The organism is Acinetobacter sp. BEC1-S18-ESBL-01, assembly GCF_014169935.1.
GTDB classification, from domain to species: Bacteria; Pseudomonadota; Gammaproteobacteria; order Pseudomonadales; family Moraxellaceae; genus Acinetobacter; species Acinetobacter pittii.
Genome location: NZ_AP022302.1, coordinates 2857367 through 2873274, shown reverse-complemented (window position 1 = coordinate 2873274; position 15908 = coordinate 2857367). Strand labels below are relative to the sequence as shown.

The 15908-nt window shown below is 40.5% G+C and carries 11 protein-coding genes; 4 read left to right on the top strand and 7 right to left on the bottom strand.

Annotated features, from left to right (window positions below; all coding sequences use genetic code 11):
• Positions 1-134 precede the first annotated feature (134 nt).
• Positions 135-2048, top strand: a complete 1914-nt coding sequence (locus tag H7R46_RS13560; protein WP_182924216.1) for an esterase/lipase family protein — start codon at positions 135-137, stop codon at positions 2046-2048.
• 55 nt (positions 2049-2103) lie between these two features.
• Here the strand turns inward: H7R46_RS13560 and H7R46_RS13555 are convergent, their stop codons facing one another.
• The 7 genes from H7R46_RS13555 to betI all read right to left on the bottom strand — a co-directional run bounded on the left by H7R46_RS13555 (position 2104) and on the right by betI (position 11093).
• On the bottom strand, positions 2104-3438 hold the full coding sequence (locus tag H7R46_RS13555) for a basic amino acid/polyamine antiporter (protein ID WP_005070775.1): 1335 nt from the start codon (positions 3436-3438) through the stop codon (positions 2104-2106).
• 5 nt (positions 3439-3443) lie between these two features.
• Positions 3444-4322, bottom strand: a complete 879-nt coding sequence (locus H7R46_RS13550) for a homocysteine S-methyltransferase family protein (RefSeq protein ID WP_005070772.1) — start codon at positions 4320-4322, stop codon at positions 3444-3446.
• A 215-nt stretch (positions 4323-4537) separates the two neighbouring features.
• On the bottom strand, positions 4538-5008 hold the full coding sequence (locus H7R46_RS13545; RefSeq protein WP_005070770.1) for a hypothetical protein: 471 nt from the start codon (positions 5006-5008) through the stop codon (positions 4538-4540).
• 91 nt (positions 5009-5099) lie between these two features.
• Complete coding sequence (gene mqo / locus H7R46_RS13540) at positions 5100-6740, bottom strand: malate dehydrogenase (quinone) (RefSeq protein WP_005070768.1); 1641 nt, start codon at positions 6738-6740, stop codon at positions 5100-5102.
• Between the two features lie 510 nt (positions 6741-7250).
• Entirely contained in the window at positions 7251-8909 is a 1659-nt protein-coding gene (betA, locus tag H7R46_RS13535) for a choline dehydrogenase (RefSeq protein ID WP_005070767.1), read from the bottom strand.
• A 95-nt stretch (positions 8910-9004) separates the two neighbouring features.
• Complete coding sequence (betB, locus tag H7R46_RS13530; RefSeq protein ID WP_005070766.1) at positions 9005-10477, bottom strand: betaine-aldehyde dehydrogenase; 1473 nt, start codon at positions 10475-10477, stop codon at positions 9005-9007.
• Positions 10470-11093 (bottom strand): transcriptional regulator BetI, encoded by a 624-nt coding sequence (gene betI / locus H7R46_RS13525; RefSeq protein ID WP_005070763.1) that lies wholly within the window; start codon positions 11091-11093, stop codon positions 10470-10472. Before betI ends, betB begins: the two co-directional genes overlap by 8 nt.
• A 264-nt stretch (positions 11094-11357) precedes the next feature.
• Here betI and H7R46_RS13520 point away from each other — a divergent pair, with 264 nt between their 5' ends.
• The 3 genes from H7R46_RS13520 (at position 11358) to H7R46_RS13510 (ending at position 15794) form a co-directional block, all read left to right on the top strand.
• Complete coding sequence (locus tag H7R46_RS13520) at positions 11358-12980, top strand: BCCT family transporter (RefSeq protein ID WP_005070761.1); 1623 nt, start codon at positions 11358-11360, stop codon at positions 12978-12980.
• Between the two features lie 121 nt (positions 12981-13101).
• Positions 13102-15168, top strand: coding sequence for a choline transporter (locus tag H7R46_RS13515; protein ID WP_005070759.1), 2067 nt, complete (start codon positions 13102-13104; stop codon positions 15166-15168).
• A gap of 11 nt (positions 15169-15179) precedes the next feature.
• A complete protein-coding gene (locus H7R46_RS13510) occupies positions 15180-15794 on the top strand; it encodes a MarC family protein (RefSeq protein ID WP_002117499.1) in 615 nt (204 codons plus the stop codon).
• Positions 15795-15908 lie beyond the last annotated feature (114 nt).

Sequence of the window (15908 nt, the reverse complement as noted above, 5' to 3'; positions counted from 1 at the left end):
AATTAGCCTGAATTAAAATGAGTTCAGGCTTTTTTTCGTAAAAAAGGAAGACGGAAGCGGAGTCGAAATTGTTCGTTCAGTGCTTTACAGGCATAATGACCAGATGGGGAATACATTCGATTAAGGAAGGCAGAATGACAAAGTCTTACCATTATTCAATCATAACAATAATGGCTTTGCTCAGTGGCTGTCAGGTCATTCATTTAAAAGAAAGTAATTTAAGCAATGCTTTAAAAAGTAAGAATGAAAGTATTTTGACCGATGGCACCTTAAGTCATCAAACCCAAAACTTACTGTATTTGGTCAAAGAAGATGAAAAAACTTGCCTACAAAATTTTGATGATTGTTTAAATAAGGTTCAGAGCCTGTCCGAAAATAGTAGCCGAGAAGAACGCTATGCTGCGCTGAGTGAAATTTACTTGGCAAAAGCTTTAGATGTTGGGCGTAGTAGCCAGTGTCATGTTATTAATAAAAGTAAGAGTTGCGTTGAGCAAGAGTTAGCGCTGTTCGATAAAAGCTTACGCTATAGTTATGTCTATTTATTTGACTCTGAAGAGTCGCCGTTCGATCGGGTATTTGACCATCGCCAAAATCAGGTACGTATTTTTTATAACGTGGCCTTGTCAAAGCTTATGACCACGTATTTTAATCATTTAAATACACATCGTTTTCCGCCATTGCTGAAAGCAGATGGGCATGAGTACCATGTCAATTTTGACCACGCGTTAGATGTACAAAAAATTGAAGTCGATACTTTTCGCTCAAGCTATAACATGAACTTTTCTGGTTTTAATACCGTTAACCGTAAGGATGGTTTGGGGGCAGAGTTTATTGTTGGGCGTAAAGAAAATGATGTGAATCACGGCTTCATTTTAGACCCCGATAATTTTTATGCTCACCAAGCCAACCCTAATATTCATTTACCACGCTTCTTTCCAGCCACTGCTATTGCATACCCAAAACAAAAAGCCACAGCCGATCAGGTCATTGCTGGGGCAGAGTTAGAAATTTCAATGTTCGATCCATTTCGACAAGACCGTGTAAAAATCGAAGGAGTGGACTATCCACTGACTGCAAACTATTCGGCACCTTATGGGCTGTGGCTATCGAAATATAATTTAGGCGCAGCAGGTTATTGGTCTTTAATTAATAAAGAAGCCAATTTAATCATGCCGCATTTATATATGCTGGAACCTTTTAACCCGAATAAGAAAATTATTGTGTTTATTCATGGTTTAGCAAGTAGCCCAGAGGCGTGGGTGAGCCTAACCAATGACATTATGGGCGATGCCGAATTAAGGAAAAATTATCAAGTTTGGCAAGTGTTTTATTCAACCAATATGCCGATTTTTGAAAGTCGTTTTCAGATTTATTCATTGTTGAATCAGGCTTTCCAAAACATTGCCAAAGACAGTCATGCTGCACATGATGCGGTGTTAGTTGGGCATAGTATGGGCGGCGTGATTAGCCGTTTACTGGTGAGCAATGCCGATGTTTCAGAGCAAGCCATGCAAAAAATGAATGAAGCACAGCTAAACCGTTTAAAAGAAAATCCGGTGATTCGTGAGCGTTTTCAGTTTAAGGCTTTGCCATATTTTAATCGAGTTGTTTTTGTTTCGGCACCGCACCATGGTACAGACTACGCTGACCGATGGTTTACCCAAATTGCCCGCCGTATCATTCGTTTGCCCGCTGATTTTTTTATTGCAGTTGAAATGAGGGATGAGAAAAATACAAAACTCAGAAAAGGCTTAATTGAAAATGGGGCGAGTAATTTAAGTCGCTCTTCTAACTTCATGCAGTTGACTCAAGCCATTCAGCCATCGCCACAAGTGGTCTATCACTCGATTATGGGTAATATTAATAGGACAACTGATAAGTTAAAAAGCAGTGATGGGATTGTGCCTTATCAAAGTTCGCATTTGGGAGGGGAGCAGTCGGAGTTGATTATTAAAGGTGGCCATTCGATTCAAACTAGCCCTGAGGCAATTTTAGAATTACGCCGTATTTTACGATTGCATTTAAAGCAGTCGCAGCCTTCAAAGTAGAGAGTTTTATTCTTAGAAAACCACTGCTGAACTGGGTCAACAGTGGTTGAAATAATTAATTTAGCTGATTTTGTTTGAGCGATTTTTTATGCTCAAAGTAGCTGATTGAAAAAATAACCAAGCCGACCAAATACAACACACCAGACAACAGAAGTAAGTCTAGTCCTGCGGCATAGAGCAACCAAAGCGCATAGATTGAAGCAACGCTTGCAATCGCAATATGAGGCGTGCGTTTATGGCGAATGGATTCTTTAAGGTAAAAAGCTGACACCAGAAAATAAGGCAGCAAAATCATGACCGATGAAATCAATAAAAGCTGAGTGTAATTTTTATTGAAAAAATACACAGCAATGAGTGAGCCTTGTACCACAAGCGTCGTTAGCCAAAGTGATGAAATCGGCACATTATTTTGATTATTCTTTAAAAATAATTTCGGGAAAGCACCATTTTTTGCAGCCAGAAATGGAATTTCAGTGGCAAATAAAGTCCAACTTAAATAAGAGGATGCAACCGAAATAATGAGTCCAATGGTAATAATGATAGTACCCGGCAAGCCGATCAGTTGCTGCAAAATGGTCGCCATTGATGGGTTATGCATGCCTGCAAGCGCTTCACGACTCGCCACACCATAAGCCAATACTGTCACCATCACGTAAAAACTTAATGCTAGCAAAACACCTAAAATGGTTGCTTTACCAATATCATGACGTTTTTTTGCACGTGATGATAAAACCACTGCACCTTCAATACCGGTAAATACCCAAAGGGTAATCAACATCAGGTCTTTCACTTGCTGCCAAAGTGGAACTTGCAAAGAAAAGTCATTTAAATTGAGTTTGAACAAATCAAACTTAAAGGCAATAAAGGTAAAAAAGATAAAAACCACCATTGGAATAATTTTGGCAATGGTTGCCAGTAAATTCACAATCGCAGCTTCTTTAATGCCTCGGCTCACTAACCAGTGCACCAACCATACAAAAATGCTTGAGCCAATCAGTGAATAGAGTGTATTACCTTCACCAAAAATAATATGGTCTTTGCTGTCGGTAAACATGCCGACGCTTGAAAAGGCAATCACCACATAACCCACAATACCAATGGTAGTACACAACCAATAGCCCCACGCCGAGCAAAACCCGATCAGGTCTCCAAAACCTTCCCGCGCATAGTTGTAAATACCACCGTCAAGATCTGGTCGTTGACGCGTTAAATGCAATAGCGTGAGGGCCAAGAAAATAATGCCGACCCCGGTAATGAGCCATGCAACAAGAAGGGCAGAGCCGTTAGCGACTTGAGCCATATTTTGGGGTAGGCTAAATACGCCTGACCCCACCATAGAACTAAAGACCAGCGCTGTAAGAGATAATAGTCCAATTTTGGCAGCAGACATGGTATTTATTCTTTAAAAAATTGAGAAAGTTCAGCAATGTGTTCTGGCCCGATACCACAGCAACCGCCTACTAGACTTGCACCTGCTTTCTGCCATTGTTTAGCAAAACCAAGATAAGCTGGAGCGTCTAAGTCTTTACGAATTTCATCCAGACCATCGTTGGCAGTAGCGCTTTCATCTTGCGGTGGGAAAGCGTTGGCATAAGCACCAATTTGTACAGACTCTGGAATGAGACCTTTAATTTCATTAATTGCTTGCAAGATCACTTCAGGTTGGCAGCAGTTAAACAACACTGCTTTGGCATTTGATTGTTTGATGAAATCCGCCACTTGTTGCATGTTTTCGCCTGAACGAAGTAAAGCTTGTTCTTGTTTAATTTCATCTTGCAGCGTAAATGACACCCAATAGTCTTTACCATCTTTTGGTAATAACGCATGTACTGTTTCAACTTCTTTTAAGCACGATTGAGTTTCAGCGAGCCAGAAATCAACCTCTGGTGCCAATGTGTTAATGATCGGCTCAGCAAGGTTTTTAGCTTGTTCAGGTTGGAACAAGTCTGCACGGTAAGAGCCAAATAACGGCGGTAAGCAGCCTGCGATTTTGACATTTTTGCCGCTTTCTTTAACTGCATTTTTTGCTTGTTCAATTGCAACTTGAATTAAACGCACGCCGTCAGTTTCAAAGCGTTCTTGTCCAATATGAAAAGGCACAACAGCATAGTTATTAGTCGTAATAACTTCTGAACCCGCGTTAATAAAATCGAGATGTACTTCTTTTACTGTTTCTGGTGCTTCAATGAGTGCAAGCGCAGACCACTCTGGTTGACGAAACGGAGCGCCACGACGGGCCAATTCACGGCCTAAACCGCCATCTAAAATCTTCATAAATTACAACATAAAGGGAGAAAAATATTTGATTAATCTAACGTGTAGATGGATTGTGTTCAATCGCGAATATGCTCGATATATTTCTAAATAAATTAGATTGTTATGAATATTTTTTCTTAAAAGGAATTCTGTAGATCATGTTCAGTTTTACTGATGAACTTCATGTGAAAAAGATTACGTATTTATTTGAAAATATAGACTAAAAAATAATCTTATAACGCGCCATATTGTTGCCAACTTTCGCCAGTGTGCTGCGTTCTATAATACGCTTTAAGCTGTTCAAGCTGCATAAAGTGTATGCCTGACCAAATTAATAAACTGATGAATATTAAAACTTTAGATAAGCGACGAACTTTTTCTAGGCGAGCAAAAGCTAACAGTACAAAAAATAAGGCAGGTAAAAATATAAAGAATTGAACAGGGGAGAAAAATAAATGAGCAGTACTGAAATATAACGCTACTGCACCCATCAGCAGATTTAAAACAGAACATAGCTTTTGATATTTACCGAGCTTAAGTGCATAAGCCGTTATGGCAAGTAACACTGCTGAGCTGATGTAAATTGCTGTGCCGCCAATCATCCACATATAAAAACCGCTTACCAAAAGATAAGCCAGCAGTAAAACAAGCACGAGCTTAAAACCAAATGACAAGAGGCGAGGTGATGATTTTAAAGGCTTCATAGTGAATCTAAATATCTCAACTGAGGTCTTAAAAAACAAAAGGACGAATCGAAATTCATCCTTTTGGAATTTTATTTATACATCGTCAAACTTAGTTTGCTTTTGCAACTGGGGCAACAGCAGTTTCATCGTTTGCAGCTTTGAACGGAGAGGTATAGTTCAAGCCAAGCGTAGAACTTGTGTACTGACGAACTTTGTCGAGTAACACAGGGTCTTTGCTTAAGTCTTGCTTATAAGAAACCACAATTTCATGAAGCTTCTGATTCCACTTACCTTCAGTTTGCTCAGGGAAAGCTTTTTCAAGCAAGTTAAGCATGATGTATGGAGAAGTCGAAGCACCCGGAGACGCACCTAACAAGGCAGTTACAGCACCATCTTTAGACGCAAAGATTTCTGTACCGAATTGAAGTGTTGCAGGTTTACCCGGTTCTTTCTTGATGATCTGAACACGTTGACCACCTTGGCTTAAACGCCAGTCTTCAGCTTTCGCATCTGGGTAGTACTTACGAAGTTCATTGAGACGGTCTTCATCTGACATCATGACTTGGCTAACCAAGTATTTAACAAGATCAAGGTTTTCCAAGCCAACAGTCGTCATTGGTAAAACGTTGTTTTTGTTGGTTGATGCAAGTAAATCAAGTTGAGAACCATTTTTCAGGAACTTGTTTGAATACGTTGCAAATGGTCCAAACAATACATATTTTTTACCGTCGATATAACGTGTATCAATATGTGGTACAGACATTGGAGGCGCACCAAGTTCAGCACGGCCATACACTTTCGCTGTGTGTTCAGCAGTAATTTTTGGGTTGTCAGTAATTAAGAACTCACCACCAACAGGGAAGCCAGCATATTGTTTAGCTTCTGGTAAACCAGTAAGTTGCAATAATTTAACTGCTGCACCGCCTGCACCGATAAATACAAAACGTGTTTTAACGTGATCTACTTTACCAGTTTTCAAATTTTTGAAAGACACAGTCCAAGTTTTGTCATCATTTTGGCTGATGCCAGTCACTTCAGTTGATGTCTGTAATTTGAAATTCGGGTTTTGATTTAAATGACCTACTAATTGTTTAGTGATTGAACCATAGTTCACGTCAGAGCCAACATCCATACGGGTCGCTGCAACTTTTTGACTAGGGTCTCGGTCATTCATCACTAAAGGTGCCCATTGTTTAATCACAGCTGGGTCTTCAGTAAATTTCATGCCTTTGAACAACGGGCTTTGGATCATGGCAGCATAACGTTTTTCTAAGAATTGAACGTTATCGCCCCAAACGAAAGCAATGTGTGGAACTGGATTAATGAATGATTTTGGTTCAGCTAAAACGCCTTGTTTTACCTGATATGACCAGAACTGTTTAGCAACTTCAAATTGAGAAGCAACTTTTTCAGCTTTGGCAATTTCCATCTTACCGTTTTTCTCTTCGGTATAGTTCATTTCCATAAAGCCAGAGTGGCCTGTTCCGGCATTGTTAAAGCCGTTTGAACTTTCTTGAGCAACTTGATCAAGACGCTCAAACATACGAATTTGCCAGTTTGGTTCAAGCTCAGTTAAATAAGTACCAAGAGTAGCACTCATGATGCCGCCGCCAACAAGAACAGCATCAACTACTGGCTCATCTTTTGCAGTTTCAACTTGTTTTGACGTTGTAGGTCTAAACAAGAATGCAATACCTGCAATTAGAATAAGAATGATTAATACCAGAAGGTATTTCAAAAACTTTTTCATGTAAGGGGGACCTTAAAATAAGTTATTTGAGTCACTTAAGGTGTGAGGAAACCTAGACAGCGTATCCAGACAAAAAGGATATAAATGCGAAAGTAAACTCTCTAAAACAGAGAGTCTTGAAAAAAATAAAAATTACTTGGGATTATCGCAAACACTCTATATTTTAGACTAATTTTGCATTGACAAGACAATTTTTATAATAAATGAGGTTCATCAAAATCATAAATATGATTTATATTTAACCAAATTGAGCTTTGATAAGACATTTTAAGTCGATTGCTATTATGTAAGTGTTTGAAATTTAAATAATAATTTTGATTTGATTGAAGTTAAGTCAATTGAAGAATATTTGCCTATAAAAATCGATTAATTTTTATTTCGTACCCTATTTATGTAAATAAGCTGTTCGTAAGTGCTTATTTTCTGTCATACATCGTTCTTATTAATATTGGTTCTATAAAGATTGAATTAAGGGCATATCTCTGCATAAGAAATATGCCCTTTCAGATTTTATGATGCTACATAGAACGGTGCAGTTGAACGTGGTAACGCTTCACGTCCACGAATTTGGTCTGCAATTTTCTCGGCAATCATGATGGTGGTTGCATTTAAGTTACCGGTAATAATGAGCGGCATAATTGAGGCATCAACTACACGCAAACCACGCATACCGTGTACACGACCTTGACCATCTACTACAGCCATTTCATCTTCACCCATCTTACAGCTACAAGACGGATGGTAAGCTGTTTCTGCATGGTTTCGAACAAAGTCGTCAAGCTCTGCATCGGTTTGCAAATGTTTGCCCGGACTAATTTCTTCACCACGATATGGATCAAGCGCAAGTTGCTGCATGATTTCACGAGTGATTCGGATTGCATCGCGGAACTCGCGCCAGTCTTGTTCAGTCGACATGTAGTTAAACAAGATACTTGGATGCTCAAATGGATCTTTCGATTTAAGTTTGATACGGCCGCGTGAAGGTGAACGCATTGAACCTACGTGTGCTTGGAAACCATGTTCTTTCACGGCATTACTACCATTGTAGTTAATAGCAACTGGCAAGAAATGGTACTGGATATTTGGCCATTTGAACTCATCCGAACTACGGATAAATCCGCCTGCTTCAAACTGGTTGCTTGCACCAATGCCTGTACCGTTAAATAACCACTCGGCACCAATCGCAGGTTGGTTATACCATTTCAAGGCAGGGTATAAAGAAACGGGTTGTTTACATTTATATTGTAAGTACATTTCTAGGTGGTCTTGCAGGTTTTCACCTACGCCCGGCAAATCATGAACCACATCAATGTCCATTGATTTTAAGAAAGTGCTTTGACCCACACCTGAGCGCTGTAAAATTTGCGGTGACGCAATTGCGCCTGCACACAGTAAGACTTCGCGTTTAACCAATGCGCGTTGTAAGTTGTTTTGATCAGCACCAATAATGTATTCAACACCAATCGCTTGCTTTTGATTAAACAAGATTTTATTGGTTGTAGCATGGGTCAAGATAGTGAGGTTTGGACGACCTTTTGCCATATCTAAATAACCGCGTGCAGTGCTTGAGCGACGACCTTTAGGGGTTACCGTACGGTCCATTGGACCAAAGCCTTCTTGTTGGTAACCGTTTAAGTCATCAGTACGCGGGTAACCTGCCTGTACACCTGCTTCAACCATGGCATGGAACAGTACATTGTTGCCATTTTTAGGTGTAGCAACGGCTACTGGACCGCTATCACCATGATAGTCGTTGCCACCAATATCACGAGTTTCGGCTTTTTTATAGTAAGGTAAACAGTCAGCATAAGACCAGTTTTCAAGGCCTTTATGAGTTGACCATTGCTCTAAATCCATTGCGTTACCGCGGATATAGCACATGCCGTTAATTAAAGATGAACCACCTAAACCTTTACCACGACCACACTCCATACGACGGTTGTTCATGTGTGGCTCTGGGTCAGTTAGATAAGCCCAGTTATAGCGACGACCTTGAAGAGGGTAGGCCAAAGCTGCCGGCATTTGTGTACGGAAATCCAAGCGATAATCTGGTCCACCCGCTTCTAAGAGTAAAACGGTGGTATCTTTGTCTTCAGTAAGACGCGCAGCGAGTACATTTCCGGCAGATCCTGCGCCAATAATAATGTAATCATATTCTTTAATATTCATAACTATCCTTTTTTTACTAACAGTTTGCCTGAGCAATCTATAAAGACTGCTCGGCATATGTGATTTAGGTTGAAGTGTTTAAAGCGATGGAGGCATTAAAAAATGCTTTGATAATCGCCAAGTTCAACTTGAATAGATTTGATACGGGTATAGTGCCCAAGCGTAGTTAAGCCATTTTCGCGGCCTACACCAGATTGTTTATAGCCACCGACTGGCATCTCGGCAGGCGATTCGCCCCAAGTGTTAATCCAGCAAATACCAGCTTCAATTTGGTGAATAATGCGATGAGCACGGCTGATGTCTTGAGTAACAACGCCAGCAGCTAAACCAAAGGTGGTGTCGTTAGCACGACGGATGACTTCTTCTTCGGTTTCATAGCTTAAGATGCTCATGACAGGTCCAAAAATTTCTTCTTGAACAATAGCCATCTGGTCAGTGCAGTCGCTAAATACTGTCGGTAGTACATAAGCGCCTTTGGCAAGTTCGCCTTCTGTAGCACGACCACCGCCAATTAACACTTTAGCGCCTTGTTGTTTGCCTGACTCAATGAAGGACAACACTTTTTCCATATGAGGGAAGCTAGTGAGCGGACCGAAGTTTGTGTCTTCAGCCATTGGGTCGCCAATGCGAATACGTTTTACACGCTCTACAACGGCTTTTTCAAAGTCGGCTAAAAGTGATTTTGGAACAAATACGCGTGTACCGTTGGTACATACCTGACCTGAGCTAAAGAAGTTCGCCATGACTGCAATATCTGCGGCACGATTAAGGTCGGCATCTTCACAAATAATGAGTGGAGATTTACCACCAAGTTCCATAGTCACTTCTTTTAGCGTAGAGCCAGCAGCGCTTGCCATAACTTTTTTGCCAGTTTCCACACCGCCAGTGAATGAGATTTTTTCAATCACAGGATGTTCAGTGAGCCACTGACCAATTTCACGACCAGCACCTTGCACCACGTTAAAGACGCCGTCTGGAACGCCTGCTTCTGTATAGATCTCTGCAAGTTTAAATGCAGTGAGTGGAGTGGTTTCACTTGGTTTGAAAATCATGGCATTACCCGCAGCGAGGGCAGGGGCAGATTTCCATAAAGCAATTTGAATTGGATAGTTCCAGGCACCAATACCAGCAACTACACCTAACGGTTCACGGCGTGTATAAAAGAAACTTGATTCGCGAAGTGGAATTTGTTCACCTTGAATGGCTGTTGCAAGTCCTGCGTAGTATTCGAGTACATCTGTGCCAGTCACAATATCGACTGTAGATGTTTCGCTAAAAGCTTTACCTGTGTCGAGTGTTTCAAGACGGGCAAGCTCATCATTACGTTCACGAAGAATGTCGACAGCACGACGTAAAATACGTGAACGTTCCATGGCAGTCATGGCAGCCCAGATTTTTTGTCCTTGTTGGGCACTTTGTACAGCAGCTTCAATATCTTGTTCAGAAGCTTGTTGAAGAGTCGCGATTGTCTCGCCGTTGGCAGGGTTAATACTATTAAATGTTTTACCACTGGTTGCTTTAACGTAGCGTCCATGGATATACAATTGATGAACTTGTACATCACTCATTTTGTCTCTCCTGCAAAGGCTTGTTCGCAAATTGCAATTGCGTTTGTACATAATCGTAAGCAATGGAACGAGCAAGGTTGCTGTCAAATTCGTTATGACGGCTTAAACTGCCTCGTAACCATAATCCATCAATCAATGCTGCCAAACCTCTAGCGGCAACACTGGCCTGTTGTTCATCCATTAACTTAAGAAAATAAAACTTTAAGTTGGAGTACAAGCGTTGATCATTAATCTTTTGCAAGCGGCTTAAGTCTGGTACATGCATACTTGCTGACCAAAAGTCCAACCAGACCCGCATTGCTTTTTCATTGACCTGACTAATGTCAAAGTTAGAGTCGATAATAGCCTTAATTTGGCTCTCTGGATGCGAATCTGCTTCTGCTCTGTACTGTTCGGTTTTACGACGCAGAACATTTAACATTTCTTGCATACAGGTATTTATCAACCCCTGTTTGTCGCCAAAGTAATGGCTGACAATGCCGGTCGACAGCTCGGCTTTTTTTGCAATTTGCGCAATGGTGGTATTGGATAACCCCACTTCATAAATTACGTCGAGTGCAGCGTTCATGATTTCTTCACGTCGCACATGTTCTGGTTTTACTCTGCGTTTTGTCATGGTTGTCCACATCAGCACTTTTATGGGTGCTTAAAATTCAACATGTTAACTTGCAGAGCATCATAGCACTTTTTTATCATACTTGTTATTGATTGAACGTTCAATCAATAACAAGTATGATATGTAAAAATCAATGAATTTTTGAACAAGCTTCTAAAAATAAAGAGGTGAAATCAAAGGTTCTTAAGGATAGGATGATGCGCATAAGTACATTACTTATCACGTTATTTTGAGAAAAATACACCGATTGCAAGGAGCAATAAGATGGTGTTGAAAAGTGATGGATATTCTTCAGACCATATTCGGTTAAATCGTTTCGTATTTTGGAGTTCAGCCATCAGTATTGGCATTTTTGGCCTACTTTTTGTGCTGTTTCCAGAAAAAAGTCAGTTTTGGCTGACCTATGTACAAGAGCAAGTAAATCACTTTTTTGGGTGGTATTACATGTTGGTTATTGTGCTGTGTCTGGGCTTTGTCGCTTGGCTCGCTTTTTCGAAAGTAGGGCAGATTCCTTTGGGAAAAGATGACGACAAACCTGAGTTTAGTTATTTGGCTTGGACTTCAATGTTGTTTTCGGCAGGGATTGGTATTGCGCTACTTTATTATGGTGTGGCCGAACCTGTTGACCATTTTTTAAGACCACCAGAAGGTGAGGCAGGAACGATTCAGGCAGCCCGTAATGCGATGACTTATAGCTTTTTGCATTGGGGGATTCATGGCTGGGTGCTCTATGCATTGCTCGGAGTTACTTTAGGTTATTTTGCTTTCAGACAAAACTTACCATTGGCACTTCGCTCAGCGCTCTACCCAATTTTTGGAGAGCGAGTGCATGGCTTGGTGGGTGATTTTGTCGATGGCTTTGGAATTTTAGCGACGGTCATTTCCTTGGTCACCAACTTGGGAATTGGAGCGCTGGTGCTCGTATCGGGTATTTGTTATTTACTGCCGCAAATTCCAGATAACTCTGCGACTCTAATTACTGCCGTGCTCATCATGATGTTCGTTGCCACGATTACGACAGTGGTGGGTATTGAAAAAGGTTTGGCATGGTTGTCGCGTATTAATTTACGTTTGCTATATGCTTTACTTTTATTTGTATTTTTAACAGGTCCGACAAACCATTTATTAAATGGTCTGGTGCAAAATACGGGCGATTATCTCAATAATTTTATTGGTAAAAGTTTTGATATGTATTTATACAATCAAAAAGCCAGTGGCTGGTTGGGTTCGTGGACTGTATTTTATTGGGCTTGGTGGATTGCTTGGGCGCCTTTTGTCGGTATGTTTATTGCCCGCATTTCAAAAGGACGTACCATTCGTGAAGTAGTATTAGGTGTATGTCTGATTCCACTCGGCTTTACACTGGCTTGGATTTCGGTTTTTGGAAACACTGCAATTTATTTAATCTTGCAGCAAAAACAGAAAGTATTAGGTGATATGGTCTTAACTGATCCGGCACTATCTTTATTTAAGTTACTCGAATATCTGCCGTTTAATCCTTACGTTGCGGGTATTGTTGTTGTAATTTGTTTCGTTTTATTTTTGACACCAGTTGGCTCTGGTACACTAATGATCGCTAATTTGTCCTCAAAAGGGGGCACCAATGATAGTGATTCACCGATCTGGTTACGCGTCTTTTGGTCTGTGGTAATTACCATTGTAAGTATTGGCTTGCTTTTAGCCGGTAGTTTTAACTCCATGCAAAGTGCTGTGGTGTTATGTGGTTTACCATTTTCAGTCATTATTTTGCTCTATATGTTTGGTTTAGCCAAAGCGTTAAAGCAAGATGATTTTGACCCTCAATTAGTGAAAAAACAGTTAGCTGTTTCAAAAGACATTTCAGTCCCATCGAATTGTGACCAGAATAAAGTGACCGAGGTTTTATAACCTCAATCGATCACATCTATATATTATTTTTTTGCGTTTAAAGTCGTCTTTTCATTGTTTTAAATAAGAGTGAAAAGACGAAATTAAATATTTTGTTTTTATTTTATTCCTTGAGGATTGTATGGCAACAGATAATCCAAGAGCAGTTGATGATTTAACATTATCTAAATCTAAAAAAGACCCGCTCAACCGTGTGGTTTTTTATTTTTCAGCTGTACTTATTTTAATTTTTTCTCTCGTCACGTTTTTGTTCAACGATTTTGCAAATCGAGTCATGAATGCTGTGCTTCAGTGGGTAACTTCAACCTTTGGTTGGTATTACCTGCTGGCAGCAACACTATATATGGCTTTTGTGATTTTTATTGCCTGCTCAAGATATGGCAGTATCAAATTAGGACCTAAGCATTCAAAGCCCGAGTTTAGTTTGCTCAGTTGGTCTGCCATGCTGTTCTCGGCTGGTATTGGTATCGACCTCATGTTCTTCTCGGTCGCTGAACCATTGTCTCATTACATGCAACCTCCGGTCGGAGTAGGTCAAACCTATGAAGCAGCACGCCAGAGTATGGTTTGGACCTTATTCCACTATGGCTTAACTGGTTGGTGTATGTATGCCTTGATTGGTATGTCATTGGGATATTTCAGCTATCGTTATAATTTGCCGCTTACCATTCGTTCTGCACTTTATCCAATCTTTGGACAAAGAATTAATGGGGCAATCGGGCATAGTGTTGATACGGCTGCCGTGATCGGGACAATTTTTGGTATTGCGACCACCTGCGGGATTGGAGTAGTACAGCTAAATTATGGCCTACATGTGTTATTGGGGTTACCAGAAAATATCTGGATGCAATTTATCCTGATTGCTGTTGCGGTGGGTATTAGTATTATTTCAGTGACATCCGGGGTCAATAAAGGCCTGCGAATTTTATCTGAAATCAATATTTATGTTTCGGTCGGGTTATTGCTGTTTATTTTATTCTTGGGAAATACCGAGTTTTTACTTAATGCCCTTGTCCAAAATATTGGTGACTATTTAACTCGTTTCCCTGCTTTAGCATTACAAAGTTTTGCTTTTGAGCAGCCTAAAGAATGGATGAGTAGTTGGACTTTCTTCTTCTGGGCGTGGTGGATTGCTTGGTCTCCATTTGTAGGACTCTTTTTGGCACGTATCTCAAGAGGGCGTACCATTCGTGAGTTTGTATGCGGTACCTTAATTATTCCACTTCTATTTACACTTACGTGGTTATCTATTTTTGGTAATAGCGCACTGCACAGTGTTATTTTTGAAGGCAATCAAACCTTAGCAGCGACAGTTTTAGCAAATCCAGCTCATGGTTTTTATGACCTGTTAGCGCAATATCCGGGCTTTACCTTTATCGCTTCAATTGCAACCGTAACAGGGCTTTTGTTCTACGTGACTTCTGCCGATTCGGGAGCGCTGGTTTTAGGTAACTTCACCACTAAACTTACTAATATCGATAATGATGCTCCACGTTGGTTAAGCGTGTTTTGGGCAGTGGCGATTGGTTTGCTCACGCTCGCCATGCTCATGACCAACGGCATTACTGCCTTGCAAAACGCAACTATTATTATGGGATTGCCGTTTAGTTTTGTGATGTTCCTTGTGATGGCAGGGCTTTATAAGTCGCTCAGACTTGAAGATTACAGGCATGCTAGTCTCAGTATGAATGCAGCACCAGTGGTAGGGAACGTTGATATTCTGAACTGGAAACAGCGTTTAACTCGAGTCATGCATCATCCGGGGACTACTGAAACACAGCGCATGCTAGATACGGTGTGTTTGCCGGCTGTTCAGGCTGTTGCTGATGAGTTGATTAAGCAGGGCATGAATGTGGACGTGCAGCAAACCCCGCTTGAAGATGAAGATACGCTTTACCATTTAGATCTGACTATCCATTTGGAAGAAGAGCAAAACTTTGTTTATCAGATCTGGCCTGTACGCTATAGCGCGCCGAACTTCAGTCAGCGTGTAAAACGAGGCAAACAGTTCTATTTCCGACTTGAAACCTATCTTTATGATGGCTCTCAAGATAACGATCTGGTCGGTTACAGTAAAGAACAGGTCATTAACGATATTTTAGATAAATATGAAAGACATATGACGTTCTTACATATTAATCGTATTAGCCCCGGGAATCGTCCATTGTTCCCAGATCCACAAGCTTAAGAGGAAAATGCATGGCTTCTCCTTATCTACATTCTTTTGCTTTATTTTTCTCTTTGCTCAATCCATTTCTAATGAGCATCTACATGATTGGCCTGATCCGCCATTCAGAAGCTAAGGTGTTTAATAAAGCACTGATTCAGGGAAGTTTGATTGCTTTTGTCGTGTTCATGCTATTTGCATGGGGCGGCGAAACAATTTTTAGTAAATATCTGAATGTACGTTTTGAAGCCTTTCAGATTTTTGGAGGCCTAATCTTTTTGGTGATTGGCTACCGCTATGTGTTTCAGGGTGCCGACACCATTGGAGAAATGCGTGGTGCTCCAGAACATCTAGCTGGCACCATTGCCATGCCGTTTATGATTGGCCCAGGGACTATTAGCGCTGCGGTAGTCACAGGGATTGAAATGTCAATTGGTGAGGCAGCGCTAGTAATTGCCTTCACCTTGTTTTTAACTTGCAGTATTTTGATTTTAATGAAATTTTCACATGATCATTTACGCTATAAACATGCCAAGCATATCGACCGCTATTTTGATATTGTTGGGCGTTTATCTGCTTTATTAATCGGTACGATCGCCATTGATATGATCATTAATGGTGTGACAGGCGTCATTAATAAAGTTTAGCAAGTCACTCATAACAACCTGCTATGCCATTGAACATGGAATAAAATGGCATAGCATCTTCTAAAAAATTCTAAGATAAAGAGAACAGCTTTAAAAAATAACTTTAAAAATAGT